Raw genomic sequence first — 18,994 nt, 5'->3', positions numbered from 1 at the left:
TACTGCCCGTGGACAGTACCTTTACCGTTTAAAATCCGATCCAGCTCTTCACCGACAAATATAGCACCGGGATCAGAAGCGCGGGAATCAGATTCATCGTCCGGAACTTCTTTAACCCGAGAATGCTCAGACCAGAGCTGAGAATCAAAACGCCTCCGATAACGGATATTTCCGTCAAGAGCTCGGGAGGGATATGACTGGCAACAGCTCCCGCTGAGACGAATAAAAAGCCTTGCCAGCAAAACAGGACAATGGCGGATAGGGCTATTCCAATCCCAAAGCTGGCTGCAAGCACAATGGAGGTCACGAAATCCAGGATGGCATTGGTGAACAAATAGGTTTGGTTTCCATTCAACGCACTCTCTATGGGTCCCACAATGGACAGGGTGCCAATGCAAAATAGCAGCACCGCAGTGGATAGCCCCTCCGCCAGATTCCCTTTGGAAATTTTGGAAACCAGTGTTTTGAAGCGCTCCTCCATGTTCAGCTTTTCACCTATGACTCCACCTAAAGCCAGGCTGACGATAAACAGGACCGGATACTGGCTTTTTGGCATGTGCTTTGAAATCGCGTAGACCCCAAGCGCCGTCACGGCCAGTCCCATTCCTTGCATCAAAATATCCTGATACGCGTCTTTCATCCCCCTCTTGAACACACTGCCGATGATGCTTCCCATGATAATCAACGCGACATTCACGATCGTTCCCAACACGCCAAAATCCTCTCCCTCTCGAATCTTTGGGAAAAGAATAAACCCTCCAGCAGCTGGAGGGTCAATTATGACTTTTCATTCTCAATCATTTGTTTGTTCCAGAATGATTGGAGTTCGGTCTTTCCACTGCCACAACAGCCAGATGCCAGCAGCTACCGTAACTAAAAAACAGATAGACGCGAGGATGGGCAGTACAGATAAAGTCAAGACAGGCAAGCCGAGGTAGGTTTGCCATCCGACTGCCAGCAGTCCCATCAAGTACGCAATCCCTGTCACATGAATCAGTCGTTTGCGTACCGCTGTCAGCTGCCTTGTTCGTTCGCACAGCCATGCGATAAGGGGGACGACTTGCAGGGCGTGGAAACCAAGCCCGTGGAGCCAGATGATGTTTCCATGCATTCCGACATAGCGTCCCGCATTAAATGAGATCCAGATCCCAGCTGCAAAGGAGAGGATCACGGCAAGCATGGCATAGCGAATTCCCACCACCAGTTCAGGCCGAAGCTGGTATGCCCTTCGACGGAAAAAGGAAATCGCCGCAAATAAATAAAAGAGGACCAGCAGCAAGGCGACAAACGTAAAAATCGAGCCCACCCAGATATCAAAAGGAGTCCCGCCTTTCACGAACCGGGGATCCACCCCTCGAAAATTTTGAACGGTTTCCGCAGCGTACGAATAAAGCGCAAGCGTGATATAAGTCCACCGAAACACCGCCCTACTATTCGAACCTAGGGCGGAAAGCGGCATGATAGCTGCTGTGGACAACAGAAACATACCCAGTGCCGCATTAAATGAAAAGGCTTTCAGGACATCCCCTTTTGGAAGAACCTGCGCCCCGTGCATCATTACCCAGACTCCGCATACGGCAGCCAAACAAAAACCTAGCAAGCCCGTGATGACCAGCCATTTCTCCCCTTCAAAAAAAGCAGTCGATGAATGATTCCTCTTTCCAATCTCGGCTTTCATGTACGTACCCCATTTTTCAAATATTTGTTACTCTAAAGGTACATGAATGATGGGAAAGGATGGAAACGGCTCGGGTTTGAAATCAAACGTTATCCTAAGTATGATTTTTGTGTCCAACTTTAGTCGGAATTCACCTCAGACTCGCTAAAAATCTCCTGCCGTGTACAGCAAAAAACCGACACGCTTTCGCATATCGGTTCTCATTCACCGCTAAAGCTGTCCAAGGCATTGCTCGGCGGTTGATCTTTCAAGCTATCTATTTTGCCAACAGCTGAATCTCGGTTACGAATTTGCTTCGATCATTGGTCAGTCCATAGTCGATCAAGGTAATTTCCAAGGCGTCCTCTACGATTTCATATCCCTTCTCTTCGATGTAATCCATCAGCTTTTCGTAATAGGGAGAAGCATCGACGTGAGTTCCCGCAAAACGAATGGTCACGTACCTGTCCCTCGGAAGGATCTTTTCATTCGCCTCATTGACATGGAAGCTTTCATTCTCAACGATGACAAAGATGGAGTCATACTCATCAAAGCTCCGTTGCTTTACATTCTCCATCGCGATCGACAGCCCGACTTTCCCCAAAAATATCGTCGACTTCATATGCGTGCTGTTCTCCAATAGCCGAATCGACATCTCCAGGTTGTCGGTCTTTTGTATTTTTTGCTTCAGCCAGACGATCGTTCTCTCAGGGAGTTCCACTTCGCGAATCTTGTCCAGCTCTTGTTCATTCGTCGCATCCACGATTTGATGAATCCGGCTAGTAATTTTCTTCTGTATTTGCGTAAACTCACTGATTCGTTTTTCCGTCTCTTTCTGCTGTTCTTCCAAGAGCTGCAAGATATGATCAATGTCTCGATTCTCCAAAAACTGCTTCACCTGCTTCAATGGAATGTTCAGCGCTTTGAGGTACAGAATCGTGATCAGCTGCTCAAATTGCTCGATCGAGTAATACCGATAGCCTGTTCGATCATCCACATGAGCCGGTTTTAACAGATGAATGTCATCGTAATAACGCAAGGTACGGATGTCGATTTGAAACAACTTCGATACTTCACCGATCAAAAACATGCAGGAACTTCACTCCTGTTCGCTAGAGGGAATCGATATGGAAGGAAGGGGGCGCGGTCATGCCTCCTGATTCGTTAGCTCCAAGTCCCATCTTTCCTCCATGATCGTGCTTTTGGTCCATTCCGCGTTTAGTTTTTCTTCGGTTATGGAAAAGTTATATTTGCGATAAAGGTAGCGTGCAGTCTCCAAAATGTTTACCGTCCATAGGAAAACGTGTCGATATCCCTGCTCAACACAAAAGGAGATTGCTGTATCCATGAGCTTTTTTCCGATCCCGAGGCCTTGAAATTGTTCATCAATCACAAACCACCGCAGCTGAGCTACTTGTTCAGTAGAACGCGTAATGGCGATGGACCCTACCAATTGCCCGTTCACTTCTGCAATCCAGAGATTCCCTCCAGCGTTATCCAGCATAAACTCGGTCAAGCCCTTCATGACGTAATATTCAAACATCTGACCAAATTGATACGTAGTACGGTAGAGCTTGCCATGGAGGTGTCCTACATACCCTACATCTCCTGGCCGAAAGGGTCGGATCATGACTTCAGGTGGCGCTTCCGATGCTAAAATGGATTCAATGGTTTCCATGGAGGTCACAAGCTTTGCCTGATCTGATTTCGAAATGGGTTGTATCATTTTCCCCACTTCCCGGTTCGCATCATCCGCCAGTCGATGATAGATTTCTTTGCCCTCCTCCGTCAGGTAGAGCACGTATTGACGCTGATCATCGGCTCTGCGCTCTTTCCTGATGACATGATCTTCCTCAAACCTCTGCAGGATTCGACTCATATAGCCTTTATCAATCCCCAGCGTCTCCCGTACCTCCGTGGCAGTACAGCCGTTTCGAACATAAATTTCTGTGATGACACGAGCTTCTGTCAACGGAAAGGGCTTATGGTAGATTTCCTGATCGATTTTGCCCAACAGATTAGCGTAATACCGGTTGAACTTGCGGATTTTTTCTACAGCTTGCATCAATTCCATCAGATTATCCCCTGCCTGTGGAAGAAATGGTTGTTACGTAGAGAATAATCTGTAAAGTTGCCTCAGTCAACTAAATTCCCCAATTCTTATTCGACACAAAAAACAGCCCAAGAGGAACAAGGGCTGTTTAAAGGCTTGCGCTATAGATCGATCCCTTCCAGCCTTCTCACCAACGGGTCCGTGAACACATCATACTCATCCCGGCTCGTGCTGGAAAACTCGGAAACGATCGCCCCTTCATCACTCGCTTGAAACCAATGCTTCGTGCCGGGATCAATGGTAAATTGCTCTCCAGGTCTGAGAATGATTTCATGCCTTGCCGTGTACACGTCTTCTTTCCCAGCAGGAGGAATCCCTTGAATAGTGGGTGTCGCTTCCCCTTCCACGTACAGGTAGACGGTTCCCCACCTGCAGCGAAAGGTTTCCTGTTTTCCGGGTTCCCCGTTCACTGGCGGGTGTAAATGCTCCGGGCAGGTTTGGCGTGGAAAGAGAACCAGCTCTTTTGCGCAGTAACGATCCGTATTGATGTAGGTAAACAGCTGCAGTCCTTCTACTTCCAGATGACCCAATCCCATATCCGCAATCTCAATCTTCTCTTGCTCCTCTTCCGTCAGCAAGAGACCCGCATGTGCCAACATCTCAACCGTACGTTTTTTTACCTCACTGCGAATCGTCATGGGCTAATCCTCCTTTTTCTCTAGACCAGAATCAACTGCGCCTGTTCTTTCGCTTCAAAATCTCGTTGATACGATTCCTTCACCTGATCGGTGGAGATGATGGCATCGACTTGGTCCCAGCCCGCAAAAACATGGAAGGCGGCCTGTTCAAATTTCGTATGGTCTGCCACCACGTACACCTGGCGAGAAACGTTCATCATCGTCCATTTTACTTCGCCTTCTGCCATATTCGAATTCATGAGTCCGCGCTCCATTGACATACCTTTGCAGCCAATAAACGCGTGATCTACCTGCAAGCGCCGCAAAAATTGAACGGCAGTGTAACCAATCAGCGATTGTGAAGTATGGAGGATGTCACCCCCTGTCATCATGACCTGCAAGCTGCTGTTTTGAGAAAGGAGTGAAGCAGCGGGAATCGAGTTCGTGATCACGGTGATGTTCGAACGGGTTGCAAGCGCTCTCGCGACTTCCAAAGCGGTTGATCCTGCATCGAGCAATACCGATTGACCATCCTGTACGATGGAAGCGGCCCTTTCACCAATCCGTACTTTCGCTTGCAGGTTCGAATCTTCTGAGAAAGGGAGCAGAAAATCCTTCTCGCCCTCCACATGAGCCACGCCTCCATGGACACGCTTGAATGTCCCGAGCTTTTCGAGCTGGATCAGATCACGTCGAACGGTCATGTCTGAAACATGGAAGTACTCCATCAGCTCTTGAACAGTAACGTTTTTCTTCTCTTGGATATATTCTTTCATTTGCAATTGTCTGGTGCTATTCAGCATGTTGTTTCCCCTCCTGTCACGAACGAAAAGCGATCAGTACCCCGGTTTGTGTTAGCACCATCTTATCAAATACAAACATTTCCAAACATATTCAAACGAATGATTTGTCTAGCGGCCCCACCCATGTCTCTAGCCGTTCATCCCAAGACCAGCCCTCGGGAGCTTGTCGCAGTGGAAGCCTCTTTTCCTTTGCTCGCGCCCTCCCTTCGACCTGCTCCCAGGAAACCACTCCGCTCGTCGCATCCATTGCTTCTACACAGAAAGCACCTACCGCGACTGCATGACGCAAGGTAGACTCTGGTAGCAATCCCTTCAACATCCCTGCCAGGAAGCCCGCGATGGTGCAATCTCCAGCCCCCGTTGTTCCCTTTACGATCGTTTCATAGCAAGGCGTCCACAGCTGCCGGTTGGCCCATTGCTCATGATCGCGGATCAGAGAGCCACCTATTTGACGAAGCCTTTCTCTAGAGCCCGTTCGCAACAACATACCCGACTCACCCAGCTTCAGCCCCACCATTCCGCATCCCATCCCAAGCAATTGTTCCGCTGATTCACGTATGACCTCTTCCGAAACCAGAGGCAATATTCCTTCCTCGCCTGCCCTTCGCTGCAGCTCTTCGTAATACGGGCGTTTGAGCATAAACAGGGTCTCTTCCAGACTGGGCAAGTAAAGGTCGACGTGAGGCAGCGTCCTTTGGAGCAGCTGGATCCAATCCACTCGGCCTGACTCGGCATCCGGATCGGGCATAGCCATGTCCAGGGAGGTTGCGACGCCAAGGCGTTTGATTTTCTCCATGAGTTCTGCCAAGTTTTGCCCGCCATTTACATACATTTGGCGGATGTGCGGAGGATATCCAAAATGAAAGATTCGAGCGCGTGCGATCCGGTCTGGGTCAAGATCTGCAGGATGAAACGTCGCGTTCGCACCAGGACAGTGTAGGATGATCCGGTCCACACCGGGTATGCTGAGCACAATGGAGTAAGAGGTCTGCTCTCCTTTGGCTACAATCATCTCGTTGATGAATGACGGATCCGCTCTTCTCAAAATGTCGATAACCATGCGCCCGAACTCGTCGTCCCCCACTTTCCCCATCAGACAAGTGGAGACCCCAATCGATGCAAGGCGAGCCCGGTATTGGAGACTGCACCACCCGTTGAGACGGCAGCTTCGCCAACCTCAATCAGTTTCCCTGGGAGTAGAAACTGACTCAGTGCTTTGCCTGCCGGTACCGTCGGAAAGATATCCAGACAAACCAGTCCTGCGACCATCACTTCTGCGTTCGTGGAGTTCATTTCTTCCATTCCTTCTTTCCATCTGAGGGTTACGTCCCCCTAGAAGAACTCAGCAGTTCCATTATCTGAATATTTCCATTTAGGAAATATATGCCTATGATAAACAGAAGAAAATAAAAAAGCAACAGCGCCATCACAAACAAACACTTTCGAACAAATATCTTCTATTTCTATTTTTCAGAAGGAAAAGGTGATACTTTTCTCATCAATTAAATAGTTTATTCGTAACATTCGCTTGGTAGCTGAATTCTTGAACCGAAAACATTTTCATCCTGCTGTTAGAAAAGCTTCTCCCCTAACATTCGCAATCGATGAGAAATATTAGTCTGGGCTACGTGCTATGATAGAAAGAGGAAAGCGAGAGCCAACTGCAGATCGGGTAACCTGATCTTGCCAAGAGCATGACCTTTACCTGCAGAACGGATTCTTTGCCTGGAAACGGGTAATAACTTATATACGGGAGTGATCACTGATGATGAGTAAAGTCGGTCAAATTATGCTGTATGTCAATAATCAAGATGGAGCCAGGGATTTTTGGACGGAAAAAATGGGGTTTCATGTCATTTCCGAAGAAGACAATGGACAAGGCATGAGATGGATCGAGATTGCGCCGACCAAACAGGCAGAGACCAGCATCATTCTCCACAACAAGGAATTCGTGGCGAAAATGTCACCTGGATTAAATCTCGGTACACCTTCTTTAATGTTTTTTACCGATAATCTCGATCAATTGCATAGCGACTTGCGCAACAAAAACGTGAAGGTCGGAGATGTTGTCCAGATGCCTTCCGGAAAAGTATTTAACTTTGCGGATGATGAAGAGAACTACTTTGCCGTCATGGAGAAAAAGTGACAGATTGTACGTACGGATTAGCGGCTGACAGGAATTGTTGGCCGCTTTTTTGCGTTCACGAGAAGTGGTGTCCCATCCACGATTAGGAGAACGTCAAGATGTCCAATCCCCCGATGAGAGGGGACGTTTTTCACAGAAAAAACCCCGCAACCAGCTGCGGGGTACTTGAAATCATCATCTTTTATCCAGTCATCCGTTCACTCGCGGGAAACTCAAGGTATACTCCGTTCCCACGCCTCTTTCGCTGGTAATCCCAATTCTTCCGCTCATCTTTTTAATAATCCCAAAGGATACCATCGTTCCAAGGCCCGTTCCTTTTTCTTTGGTAGAGTAATAAGGGGTACCGAGTCGATTGATCTGCTCCGGCGTCATTCCGATCCCATTATCCCGGATCACGATGAACACTTCCTCCCCCGTTCCATTTGCCATTATTTCCAACAGTCCCCCCTCAGGAAGAGCTTCGATTGCATTTTTTCCGATGTTGATCAAGGCTTGGCGGAACTTATATCGATCTCCCACGATTTTCAAGGAAGGGTCCTCCGAAAGGATCCCACTGATTTGGATGTTGTTATAATTGGCATAGGTCATGAGGACATTGGATAAATATTGTATCTCTTCGTTGATGGCAATGGTCTCGATGATTTCCGGGTCGGGCTTTGCCAGCGAAAGATAATCCGTAATGATAAGCTGCGCCCGATCCAGCTCTTCCAGGCAGATCTTTTGATAAAACTCTTTCTTTTGCTTGTCCAAATCATCGGCGCCAAATAATTGAATGAAGCCTCTCACGGTAGTGAGCGGGTTGCGAATTTCGTGGGCAACCGCAGCAGCCATTTCGCTGACGATCTTGGTTTTTTCGCTCTTGATCATTTCTTCTTGCATCTGTGAATACGTATGGAGAAATTCAACGAGATACACACAAACCGCAATAATGACTGCCTGCAGCAAATAGGTCTCGATGGTAGCGAGAGGCTGATTGAACATCCGTGCAAATTCGTGGATATAAGCAAGATAAATGCCAAAAATGATCAATTTGATACATGTACACAATATGATGGACAAGAGAATTTTCTGATACAGCTTCCTCTCTTGGAACCTTTTCTGCATCATAATCACAAGAGCCGCGGCAGGAAGAACAGAGATCATGTATGCCAGCTGCTGAGGATTATCCAAGATGAAACGGTACACCACAACAGTCAAAAACAAAAAAACCGTGACGATGGGGCCTCCATAAAGCGATCCCAAAACCAAGGGGATGGAGCGAAAATCATAGATGAGTCCATGCAGATTGACGGGAAATGACATGGTTAGAAGCAATGCGAATGCAAAGAGGATATACAGGGAGACTCTGTACAGGGTGTCTCTACCTTGCGCTTTGTATTTATTTAAGTACGGATAAAAAACAAGTGGGGAAAATATAATGAAAATGTTCAGTAAAAAATCTTTGAAGTAACTAACCATAGCTTCCCCCTAGCATTCAAACCAAAAAGTGTAAGTATCGGCCTCCTAAGGCATATTTTAGCACTTATAAAAAAATTAGGACATCGTTATTTCGTTGGAGTTCCTTTCTGCTGATTTAGTACAGCCAACGTGTGGCGTTCGCGGCAGTTGCTTACTCACTTCGGATCTATTTTCTGCCCTAATCATTTAATCCCTTTCCACTGAGAATTTGCTGCATACATTTTTCAATCCGAGCTTCTCTCGTTTTGGATTGCTTTGGCCCCGAAAAATGAAGAATGTATGCTCTTTGCCGTCCCGGCGTCAATGCTTCAAAAGCAGTTTTCAAGGCAGGGATATCATCGAATTTCATTTGAAGCTCTTCCGGAATGATGTATTCTGTATTCTTTTTGAAATTCACTTCCAAACAGGCTTTTTCAACTTCAACGGCTTCCTGAATATAAGCTTTCAAGATGGATTCCTGATCAACGATTTCTTGAACATTGGTAAATCGAATCTGGCGCCCAGCCTGTACATTCTCCGTTTGTCGGATGAGAATCCCATGGACATCCTGTAACAGGGCACCTTTGTGAAACAGAAGCGCACAATATTCTTTAAATCCATGGATTAACACGATGTTCTTATTCTCATACGTGTAGCAAGGATGCATCCACTTAAACTCTTCAGTCAGATCACAGTCCAGAACAATCTTTCTCAACTCTTCATATTCTGCCTTCCACTTTTTGGCTTTCCCTAAAAATTCATCAACCTTTGGATTCGTTTGGCTGTTCGCCATCATGAAACACCCCTCTGTAATTATTCAATCAGCTGTGAATGATCAATCCTATTCGTATCCTTGACAGAAACAGGCAAGGGGAGACTCCCATCCATCTTTTTTTATTCGATGAAGTGATTTCGTACTCCTTGCTATCGAGGTGCCTGGCCAAAGTAAAAACTTAGTATCGCCCATACCCTCGTGATCGATTCAGTCGTTTCCTTTAACATGAAGCCCGCTCAGTCCATAAATCGCGAAAGTGCATGGGGTAACCAACAAAGCGATTGCGACGGCTTGGATCACCCGTCATCCCGCCAACATTAGGTGGTGCTGGGAACGACGAGTCCTCAGCGGTTAAAAGACGCTTGCAAGGGTGCGGACGTGACTCTCCCTCGGGAAGAGTGGCACCAAATCTACAAGGCTGCCGGGAATCTCATTCCGTAGTGTTCCCGTACGAAAGCTGGCAGGCACCAAAAAAACGAAGGCCGCACCTGGCGCCTTCGTTTTTGCGTTTCTGGATCAGATTTTTCGTTTGTATAGGAACATGTCTTTGATTTCCTTGTAGGTTCGAAAAGGCTTGCTCATCACACGATAGGGGAGTGAAAACAGGAAATGAGGTAAGTTGTCCCCTGCCTCATTTTTAAAGCGCTTGGGCTTGCTAAACACTCTCTCCATGTAATTCAAGTACAGCTCTCGTTGAATTTCCGATCCGCGTGAGTGCGATTTGTCACAGGCTACACAACGAATCTGATACAGGATGTTGTCCACATACGTCACCTCATGGACGGTATCATCCATGCATTTGTCGCAAAACAGGGTCGCTCTCATTCTATCCTCTTTCACCGTTGCTCACCTCCTTCGCCTTATCCAATAGGGCTTCCGCCAAATATTCGTCTATGATTAACTTGTCGAAATAGTCTCCTCGCAGACTGGACCAAACTGCTTCCAGCTTATTGCTTCCTGAAACGACTCCCACCACAATGGGGATCTGTCTCAGCTCATCCAGCTCGATCCCGATGACGCGATGATTCAGATCGGTATCGATGGGTTTCCCCGTCCGATCGAGAAAACGCGAGCTGATATCCCCGACTGCCTGACCTTCCTGCAGCTGGCGAAGATCCTCATCTTTTAGATACCCCATTTCCGTCATGGTCGATTCATACGGATTTCCGATCCCGACGATGGCAAGCTCCACTCGCCGCGCTTCATCCAGAATGGATCGAATATCCGGTGAGTCTACCAACTGTCTTTTCAGTTCCATCGAATCAGCAATAGCGGGAGCGTAAAGAAACTCACAGCTACCCCCGAGCTTTTTGGAAAATTCATAGGCCAACTGATTGGAGTGTATCTCGATCCGGTGGCGTCCAATGCCGCCAACCAGTGGGTATACTTTCATTTTATGATGTCTCTCAAATGGGTATTCATTGACGAGATGGTACAGCGTCGTCCCCCATGAGATTCCGATCCTCCGCTTATTGCGGATCCACTTGGGAAGATACTGGGCAGCTGCTTTGGCTACTTGTTGCTTGATCAGTTCTTCATTTTTGCTCCCGTGAGCCGGGACCACGATGACCTCATCCAGGCGCAATGCGGCTTCAAGCTGCTGCTCCAATTCCACCATACTCACTGTTTCGTCGCGGATGTAAATTTCCACGATTCCCGTATCCTTGGCGCGCTGCAGCATTTTGGAAATGACCGGTCTTGAAACCCCGAGCTTTTTGGCGATCTCGGCCTGTGTGAGTCCATTCAAATAGTATAATTTGGCGACTCGTACCATTTCACGTTTTTCTGTCCAGTTATCCATATGTATCCCTCATTAAAAACGTTACTATACTCCTCTTTCTTACATATTATAACAGATTTGCTGTTCTTTTTAGAAAGGAAAGAGGAAGACACACGGATGTCTTCCCCAAGTCCTATTCAGCTCTCTTTTTCCATTTGCTCGCGAAGACGATGAATCGTGGACTGCTCGGTAATTTCGATGTCATCTAGAGTGATCACTGCGCCTTGCTCAACCTCTCTCTTCAACCGAATATTCGAACCGATCAAACCGATAGGCAATGCATTTCGTTCCCGTTTGTCCGCTGCGGTCACAATGGTGCCATAGGCGGAAAACCCACCGATTCCATCCATGGCCTCCCCTGGCTTCAAGCGCATTTTGGCAACAGCTACGGTCTCAGCCACTAATCCGCAGTAGGGGGCGATCGTGGCTTCTTGCTGGAAATAAGCCCGCGCAATCGAAAGAGGTGTCTCCAGGCTGGTCAGATGATAAGGGCGGTACAGGACATAATGCGGGCCCTCACCCATCTTCAAATATTTCATGGTGTCGTGCACTTCCGGCATGGAAGAGGAGATAATCGCAAAGACGCCGGGTGCCACACCGTCCACATAATCGACGATCTTGGTGCGGTTTAGCATGCCGCCCTTTTCTGCGAGCGAGAAAAGACCTGGCAGTTCCGCTAACTTAGCCTTTCGCCCATGCATCCCCGGTCTATCGGGGACAAACCCAGTCGCATTGGCGACGGCTGTCATCTCCACCATCGTTTTGGTACCGTCCTGAAACGATGCCAGCATTTTGGGGCTCGCCCCTTTGAGGGCCGCTTCCGCCCGTGCAGAATCAGGGTTGGCATGCACGTTCAATGCATTGTTTTTTCCTTTTCCCAGCGCGATGATTTCAAAGCCTAGAGCATCTGCAAAATCATACAGCTCCATGATGGCTCCGGGTTCATCTCCCGCTGATCCCGTGTAGACGACCCCCGCTTCTTTTGCCTGCTGCATCAGCAGCGGACCGATCGTCACATCAGCTTCCACATTCAGCATGACGATATGCTTTTTATGCCGGATCGCTTCCCACGCTACCTTGGCACCGATCTCGGGCATTCCGGTCGCATCGACAATCACGTCCACATTCGTCAGCTGGGGGAGCAGCTCGGCATGACGCGTCACCACGTAATGTCCGGACGCAATGGCTTTATCAGCTTTGTCGATGTCCTCCGTCTCCGTGATTCGGGCTTCCGGAATGCCTGCTTTGCGATAGGCAGCCTTGACGTTATCCGGAAAAAGATCAGCCGTGATGACAACAGACATTCCTTTCATGCCCTCAATTTGTGAGATCAAGCCCCGTCCCATTTGCCCGGCACCGACAAGACCGACGCGAATGCAGCCTCCTTCTTTTTCTAAAGCTGCCAGTCGTCTATTGAATCCCAACATGGTGTCTCTCCCTCTCTTTTGGTAAATGAATGTTGTGGTTTACGGGCGGATAAAGGCCACTTTGGCTCCGATCTCCAAGGCAGGCAGGTCCGCGTCTTCCACATGGATGGTGCCTGGCAGCTGAGGTACGTTGCTGCCATCCGCTTTCACCGTGCAATGACCGATGGTTTGCAAGGTTTCATTCGCTTTTTCCCCGACAGAAGTGACCTTGTATGACCTTTCACCCAACAGGAGAATATCGCCCGGTCCGATCGTCAGTGCTTCCTCGGATTTGGTGTGCAGCACGGCGATATCATGCAATTCTTCCGGCGCATCCTCATTGAACAAAATCAATGTGTTTTCTCTGAGAAAATCCGTTACCATCACCCCGATGGAAACGATCGTGCTGGTAAACAAGGTGTTCATGCGCACCCTCCTGATCATGATTTTACTCGGTGTATAGTCCGATGCTTGCCACGTAAGCGAGGATGACCGCCACTGGCCCCGTAATCTGGCGAGAGAGTAGAACCGCGGGAACGCCTACTTCAATCGTCTCCGGTTTGGCTTCCCCGAGCGTGAGTCCTACCGGTACGAAGTCGCAGCCTACTTGAGGATTGATGGCAAAGAGTGCTGGCAAAGCCAATTGCGGCGGGATGTTTCCTCTGCCGATTTCCACCCCAACCAAAACCCCTACGACTTGGGCGATGACCGCTCCAGGACCGAGCAAAGGAGACAAAAACGGGAGCGCGCAGACGATGGAGATGACCAACAGTCCGATCAGGTTTCCTGCCAGTGGCTTGATGACATTTGCGAGAATGTCGCCAATTCCTGTGAACAGAATGATCCCGATCAATGTGCTGACAAATGCCATAAACGGCAGGATGTTTCGCAAAACCTGATCGACTGTGTCACGTCCCGCTTGGTAGAACGTTCCGACAACTCCTCCCATCGCACGACCGATTTTCTCTATGAAATTGGGCTTTCGAGTCGGTTGATTGCTTTGCATGCTCGCCACTTTGGCACGAGCCTCGGCTTTCAGCTCTTGAGCGGATTTTTTGGTTGCAGATGTACTTTCAGCTGTTGATGCCACTTCGTTCAAGAGTTCGATGTGGCTCTCTTTCACCCCGGAGACAAAGTTCGTTTCCTTGATAAAATTGATCAAGGGTCCGGACGGGGAAGCTGGCATCACATCGACAGTCAGGACCCCGAGCTTGGGGTAAACGCCGCAGCGGGCTGTCCCCCCGCAGTCAATGATCACGCATGCCATCTCATCTGGCTCCACCTTATTGCTAAAGCCATCGACTGCGATCCCTCCTGTCAGCTCAGCGATCCGTGCCGCCACAGGGTGAATGCCGCCGCCCGTGATGGAGGCAATGTATGGTTTCTCATCAGTGGGCAGGATGGTCAGTGGTCCTCCCCAACCGCTTGTCGCTTTTGTGACCAGTACCGCACGATAGTTGCTCATTCTCTGTCTCCCCTTTCCGCTCCATTATGCCGCGACCTGCGCTTCGCGGCGTTTCATCATCATTTTGGTGATGGATTCGGTTACGATACCGCGAATCAAAATGACGACGATCGCAACCAAAAAGTAACGAATGGCCAGTGGTCCGAGTGAGAGACCCAGCTGTGTGATCCCTGTGGCGATCCCCATGTAGACGAAGAGCTCTGAAGCGTTTGCATGGGGGAACAGACCGGTGATCGGGTGGCAAAAGGAAACCGCAGAGTCGTAAAAAGCCGGTTTTTGATGCTCTGGCAAAAATTTGCCGAATGTGTAGGCCATCGGGTTGGTCAAAAAGAACATGGATAAGATCGGGAAGATGGTATAGCGCAAGACCATATTGCCTGTGCATTTGGCAGCGAATCTTTCTATGCGTTCCTCTCCGACGAATTTAATAAAGGCGTTTACAGCTGTGATCAAGCAGATCAATGTGGGGATGATCCCCGTCACCAATCCTACAAAGGTCTTCCCGCCCTCTTGAAACATGCCGATGAAACCTTCTGCAAGATGAACAAAAAAGTCCATAACGTCCGTACCTCCCTTATCAAAACTTGTCTTCTCTTCCATACGACTCGAAAGAAAATAAAAAACCAGATGGTTATCCATCTGGCCCGCGGCCCAACATTGTTTATCCAGTTTGCTCTTCCTTGTGCTGCTGTTTGGACTGCGCGGCCCGAATTTGGTCGATTGCCATTCGTAGCGCCGTTTGAACAGGATGCTTTGCTTGCTGTGTTGCCTGTTCATACAGGTAGTCGAGCTCCTTGCCAATTGGCTCTTCATACGGACCAAAGCGGGAAAATACGCTAATGCCAGTCATTCGCCTGCATTTAGTTACCTTTCCCTGCACATCCGTCACCAAAATGATAACGGCACCGACGCCAAACCGTCGTTTGTTCACTCCGACTCCCAAGTAGCCGTTGGGTTGCCGCTGCATTTCCCTTAACTCCTGGTAGTAGTGTCGGGATTGCCTTTGAGTGAATACCACCTGCAAAACCCAAAGCCCCGCAAACAGCAGAACAACGTACCCCCAAGAAGCCAAGTGACCACCTCCTTTTACAAATGTTCTTATTAGTTACAATTGTAAATTGAAAACGCTTTCAAGTCAAACACAATCTTTTAGGTGTGAATGCCGCGGCCAAGCCACTGCGCCGCAGCCTCCATCAGACTCTCGGATACAGTTGGGTGCGGAAAGATCATCTCGGCCAGATCATCCACCGTCGCTTCCAACTGCAAAAAGGCGGTTCCCGCCGCGATCATTTCCGTCACGTGCGGCCCGGCCATGACGACCCCCAGCACCTCACCGTAAGTCTCTTCCGCTATCAGTTTGGTAAAGCCCCCGCTTTCATCAGAGGCCAACGCTTTGCCATTTCCACTATGCTGATAGATGCTGGTTTTCACCGTATAACCGCGTGCTTTCGCTTCTTCCTCGCTCAATCCTACGCTTGCGATCTCCGGACTCGTATAGATGCAGCGAGGGACCGCATGAACATTGGCCTTTTGTCTCCCCCCTGCCGCATTGACCGCAGCGATCTGTCCCTCCGCGCTTGCCGCATGCGCGAGCTGCCAGCCGCCAATCAGATCGCCAGCCGCAAACACACCCGGTACGCTTGTCTCCAAATATTCATTTACCTTCACAAAGGGACCATTCATTTCCATATTCAGATTGGAGAAAGCAAGCACATTCGGTTTGCGCCCCGCAGCCACGAGTAGCGCTTCACTTGTGATGGTCTGAGCAATGCCCTTCTTATCTACCGCTTGCAGCAGAATCCCTTCCTTGCTATTCGTGACCGCCGTGACCTTGAGGCCTGTTCCCAAACTGACGCCCCTGCTGCGCAGTGACTTGCCAAGCACGCGGGATGCATCTGCATCTTCGAGCGGGATCACACGATCTGCCATCTCGATGATCGTCACGTTTGCTCCTAGGCTGGCAAAGATGCACGCAAATTCGACGCCTATGAAGCCACCGCCGAGAATGGCGATCGATGCTGGTATGTGGTCGATATCGAATATCGTATCACTGGTATGGAAAGGGACATCAGAGAGTCCAGGAATGGGCGGTACAGCCGGTGTGGAACCGGTGGCTAGTATGATCGAGCTTGCCAGTATGCTGTGCTCCGCTTCCCCGACGCGAACGGAAATGCTTTTGTCAGCTTTTACCTCGCCATATCCCGCGAGCAAATCAATTTTTCCCGCTTTCAGCAAGGCAGTAATTCCTGTGCGCAGTCGGGAGATGACCAGATTTTTTCGCGCCATCATTCTTTCCAGAGAAACTGTCACTTCGCCCGTCTCGATTCCCCAGCTCGATGCTTTGCGAATCTGATCGATGACGCCTGCCCCATGGAGCAAGGTTTTGGAAGGGATGCAGCCGCGATTCAAGCAGGTCCCTCCCACATGATCGGCCTCGATCAGAGCAACCCGCTTCCCTTCTTTGGAGGCACGAATGGCTGCCACATATCCTGCGGGACCTCCGCCAATGACGGCAATATCATACGTTTTCATGGTGTAGTGCTCCTCCTTTTACGCCAGCAGTTGGTAGGGTTCTTCCAGCAATTCTTTGATTTCTTGCAAAAATGCAGCTGCTGGGGCTCCGTCCATGACGCGATGATCAAAAGACAAGGACAGGGACATCATCGGACGCAAAACGATCTGACCGGCCACCCCCACCGGTTTTTCATGGATTCGTCCGACTCCGAGGATGGCACTCTCAGGCTGATTAATGATTGGCGTAAAAGTGTCAATCGCGTACATCCCCAGGTTGCTGATCGTAAAGGTGCCGCCATGCATATCATCCGGAAGCAAGCGTCCCTCCCGTGCCAGGCTTGCCAACCGCTTCGACTCCACCGTCAGCTCCGCGAGACCTTTTCGATCTGCCTGCTTCAAAACTGGGACCACCAATCCATTCGTTACCGCCACGGCCAAACCGATGTTAACGGATTCGTGGTGCTCGATGACATCCTCTTTCAAGGACACATTGACATTTGAATGACGAGCTAATGCTGACGCAACTGCCTTTACGATGATTTCCGTGTAAGAGAGCCGCGCACCGGTCATCTTCTCAATCGTAGGCAGCAGGGTAGATCTCACCTCCACGACCCGACTCATATCCGCTTCTGTGGTGAGTGTCACATGCGGAGCTGTGTAGGCGCTTGCTGCCATTCGCTCAGCGATGACCTTGCGCATGCCATCCAGCTTCACTCGTCGGTTTGCGGCTTCCGTTTGTTTGGCAGTCGTTGGGGCGAGACTTGAGGCAGATTTTGATTGAGCAGCAACAGCGAGCTCGATATCTGCTTTTTGAACCCTGCCATTGGGTCCTGATCCAATGACCGCACCCAGCTCGATTCCGTTTTCCCTGGCGATCCGCCGTGCTACTGGCGTGGCTCTGATTTTTTGAGTAATTGGCCCTGCAAAATGGGATACTTGCTGATCTTTTTGCTCATGCTGTGCTTCTGTCGAATCTTTGGCGATGTTCGACTCCGAGGAAGGCGGTAAATCAGGGACAGCCTCGCCAGCGTCACCCACATAGCCAATCACATGATTGACGGGAACGACTTGATCGTGACCATAGTAGATTTTCAGCAGAGTACCTGTTGAATAGGACTCCACTTCGATGTTGATTTTATCGGTCAACACTTCCAGGAGGACGTCCCCTTCTCGAACGTGGTCCCCTTCCTGCTTGAACCATTGAATGACCGTTCCCGTCTCCATGGTCATGCTCAATTTCGGCATAAATACGGCAGTAGCCATGATGATCGACCCCCTCCTATGTCAGCGGCGGAATACCGTTTCTTTGACCGCTTGGATGATATCGCGCTCTTGTGGAATGGCTGCTTTTTCGAGGACCGGATTGTACGGAATCGGAACAGATTTGCCACCCAAGCGCTTGATGGGTGCATCCAAATAATCAAAAGCTTCGCTCTCCGCAATGAGGCTGGCGATCTCTCCGCCAAATCCGCCGCGCTTGACCGCCTCGTGCACCACGACTACTCGTCCGGTCTTTTTCACGGATTCGATGATCGTCTCGATATCCAATGGCACCAGCGTACGCGGGTCGATGATTTCTACGCTGATCCCTTCTTTCTCGAGCTCGACTGCCGCTTGCAGAGCTTTGTGAACCATGATCGCTGTAGCCACAATGGTCACATCTGTCCCCTGGCGCTTGATGTCCGCTTTGCCGATCGGCAGGCTGTAGGGCTCCTCTGGCACGTACCCTTTTGTACGGTAAAGGAGCTTGTGCTCGTAAAAGATGACGGGGTTATCGTCGTCGATCGCGGCTTTCAACAAGCCTTTTGCATCGTAACCCGTGGATGGCTGAATGACCTTCAGCCCCGGAATATGGGCCATCCAGGCCTCCAGGCTCTGGGAATGCTGAGCGGCTGCCCCTGTCCCCGAACCGGATGGCGTCCGCAGTACGAGCGGCACTTTGCCTTTTCCTCCAAACATATATCGGTTTTTCGCCGCCTGGTTTACGATCTGGTCGGTTGCGATGGTGATGAAATCAGAAAACTGAAGCTCGACGATCGGACGCATGCCAGTCATGGCTGCTCCGACTGCTGCACCCGCTATCGCTGCCTCGGAGATCGGGGTATTCCGCACTCTTTCGTTGCCGAATTCTTCGATCATGCCGCGCGTGACACCAAAGGCCCCTCCGTACAACCCGATATCTTCCCCCATGATGAACACGTCTTCATTGACGCGCATCTCCTGACTCATGCATTCCCTGACCGCTTCCAAATAAGTGAGCTCTCTTTGGGTAGACACGCCA

At 49.6% G+C, this 18,994-nt stretch carries 21 protein-coding genes; 1 reads left to right on the top strand and 20 read right to left on the bottom strand.

Features of this window, described 5'->3' with window-relative positions:
* Positions 1–28: 28 nt before the first annotated feature.
* The 8 genes from JNE38_RS14695 to JNE38_RS14660 form a co-directional block, all read right to left on the bottom strand.
* Positions 29–712, bottom strand: a complete 684-nt coding sequence (locus JNE38_RS14695; RefSeq protein WP_203357223.1) for a DUF554 domain-containing protein — start codon at positions 710–712, stop codon at positions 29–31.
* A gap of 81 nt (positions 713–793) precedes the next feature.
* Positions 794–1,678, bottom strand: coding sequence for a hypothetical protein (locus tag JNE38_RS14690; RefSeq protein ID WP_203357222.1), 885 nt, complete (start codon positions 1,676–1,678; stop codon positions 794–796).
* A 256-nt stretch (positions 1,679–1,934) separates the two neighbouring features.
* Positions 1,935–2,747, bottom strand: a complete 813-nt coding sequence (locus JNE38_RS14685) for a MerR family transcriptional regulator (protein WP_203357221.1) — start codon at positions 2,745–2,747, stop codon at positions 1,935–1,937.
* Between the two features lie 57 nt (positions 2,748–2,804).
* A complete protein-coding gene (locus JNE38_RS14680) occupies positions 2,805–3,731 on the bottom strand; it encodes a bifunctional helix-turn-helix transcriptional regulator/GNAT family N-acetyltransferase (protein ID WP_203357220.1) in 927 nt (308 codons plus the stop codon).
* A 140-nt stretch (positions 3,732–3,871) separates the two neighbouring features.
* Positions 3,872–4,408 (bottom strand): D-lyxose/D-mannose family sugar isomerase, encoded by a 537-nt coding sequence (locus JNE38_RS14675; protein WP_203357219.1) that lies wholly within the window; start codon positions 4,406–4,408, stop codon positions 3,872–3,874.
* 20 nt (positions 4,409–4,428) lie between these two features.
* On the bottom strand, positions 4,429–5,190 hold the full coding sequence (locus tag JNE38_RS14670; RefSeq protein ID WP_203357218.1) for a DeoR/GlpR family DNA-binding transcription regulator: 762 nt from the start codon (positions 5,188–5,190) through the stop codon (positions 4,429–4,431).
* 91 nt (positions 5,191–5,281) lie between these two features.
* Complete coding sequence (locus JNE38_RS14665; RefSeq protein WP_203357217.1) at positions 5,282–6,283, bottom strand: carbohydrate kinase family protein; 1,002 nt, start codon at positions 6,281–6,283, stop codon at positions 5,282–5,284.
* Complete coding sequence (locus tag JNE38_RS14660) at positions 6,283–6,483, bottom strand: hypothetical protein (protein ID WP_203357216.1); 201 nt, start codon at positions 6,481–6,483, stop codon at positions 6,283–6,285. Before JNE38_RS14660 ends, JNE38_RS14665 begins: the two co-directional genes overlap by 1 nt.
* A gap of 472 nt (positions 6,484–6,955) precedes the next feature.
* Here JNE38_RS14660 and JNE38_RS14655 point away from each other — a divergent pair, with 472 nt between their 5' ends.
* Positions 6,956–7,336, top strand: a complete 381-nt coding sequence (locus JNE38_RS14655) for a VOC family protein (RefSeq protein WP_203357215.1) — start codon at positions 6,956–6,958, stop codon at positions 7,334–7,336.
* A 189-nt stretch (positions 7,337–7,525) separates the two neighbouring features.
* On the opposite strand, the gene JNE38_RS14650 is transcribed toward JNE38_RS14655, so the two are convergent.
* The 12 genes from JNE38_RS14650 to JNE38_RS14595 all read right to left on the bottom strand — a co-directional run bounded on the left by JNE38_RS14650 (position 7,526) and on the right by JNE38_RS14595 (position 18,990).
* A complete protein-coding gene (locus JNE38_RS14650; RefSeq protein ID WP_203357214.1) occupies positions 7,526–8,794 on the bottom strand; it encodes a sensor histidine kinase in 1,269 nt (422 codons plus the stop codon).
* Positions 8,795–8,972: 178 nt separating this feature from the next.
* Positions 8,973–9,566 (bottom strand): YdeI/OmpD-associated family protein, encoded by a 594-nt coding sequence (locus tag JNE38_RS14645; protein WP_203357566.1) that lies wholly within the window; start codon positions 9,564–9,566, stop codon positions 8,973–8,975.
* 498 nt (positions 9,567–10,064) lie between these two features.
* On the bottom strand, positions 10,065–10,388 hold the full coding sequence (locus JNE38_RS14640) for a hypothetical protein (RefSeq protein WP_203357213.1): 324 nt from the start codon (positions 10,386–10,388) through the stop codon (positions 10,065–10,067).
* On the bottom strand, positions 10,375–11,349 hold the full coding sequence (locus JNE38_RS14635; protein WP_203357212.1) for a sugar-binding transcriptional regulator: 975 nt from the start codon (positions 11,347–11,349) through the stop codon (positions 10,375–10,377). The genes JNE38_RS14640 and JNE38_RS14635 overlap by 14 nt, the downstream gene beginning before the upstream one ends.
* Positions 11,350–11,465: 116 nt before the next feature.
* Complete coding sequence (locus JNE38_RS14630) at positions 11,466–12,755, bottom strand: NAD(P)H-dependent oxidoreductase (RefSeq protein WP_203357211.1); 1,290 nt, start codon at positions 12,753–12,755, stop codon at positions 11,466–11,468.
* A 39-nt stretch (positions 12,756–12,794) separates the two neighbouring features.
* Positions 12,795–13,160, bottom strand: a complete 366-nt coding sequence (locus JNE38_RS14625; RefSeq protein WP_203357210.1) for a PTS glucitol/sorbitol transporter subunit IIA — start codon at positions 13,158–13,160, stop codon at positions 12,795–12,797.
* Positions 13,161–13,182: 22 nt separating this feature from the next.
* Positions 13,183–14,199: a PTS glucitol/sorbitol transporter subunit IIB gene (gene srlE, locus JNE38_RS14620; RefSeq protein ID WP_203357209.1), complete on the bottom strand. Its 1,017-nt coding sequence runs from the start codon at positions 14,197–14,199 to the stop codon at positions 13,183–13,185.
* Positions 14,200–14,223: 24 nt separating this feature from the next.
* Positions 14,224–14,757, bottom strand: coding sequence for a PTS glucitol/sorbitol transporter subunit IIC (srlA, locus tag JNE38_RS14615; RefSeq protein ID WP_203357208.1), 534 nt, complete (start codon positions 14,755–14,757; stop codon positions 14,224–14,226).
* 103 nt (positions 14,758–14,860) lie between these two features.
* Complete coding sequence (locus JNE38_RS14610) at positions 14,861–15,271, bottom strand: transcriptional regulator GutM (RefSeq protein ID WP_203357207.1); 411 nt, start codon at positions 15,269–15,271, stop codon at positions 14,861–14,863.
* Positions 15,272–15,348: 77 nt separating this feature from the next.
* Positions 15,349–16,731 (bottom strand): dihydrolipoyl dehydrogenase, encoded by a 1,383-nt coding sequence (lpdA, locus tag JNE38_RS14605; RefSeq protein ID WP_203357206.1) that lies wholly within the window; start codon positions 16,729–16,731, stop codon positions 15,349–15,351.
* Between the two features lie 18 nt (positions 16,732–16,749).
* The gene (locus JNE38_RS14600; RefSeq protein ID WP_203357205.1) at positions 16,750–17,976 is read right to left on the bottom strand and encodes a dihydrolipoamide acetyltransferase family protein; all 1,227 of its coding nucleotides are present in this window, start codon (positions 17,974–17,976) and stop codon (positions 16,750–16,752) included.
* 21 nt (positions 17,977–17,997) lie between these two features.
* A complete protein-coding gene (locus tag JNE38_RS14595; RefSeq protein ID WP_275296709.1) occupies positions 17,998–18,990 on the bottom strand; it encodes an alpha-ketoacid dehydrogenase subunit beta in 993 nt (330 codons plus the stop codon).
* Between the last annotated feature and the right edge of the window lie 4 nt (positions 18,991–18,994).

The organism is Brevibacillus choshinensis, from assembly GCF_016811915.1.
Classification (GTDB): Bacteria; Bacillota; Bacilli; order Brevibacillales; family Brevibacillaceae; genus Brevibacillus; species Brevibacillus choshinensis_A.
Note: the sequence above shows the minus strand (reverse complement) of the source record. Positions and strands in the feature narration are given on the sequence as shown.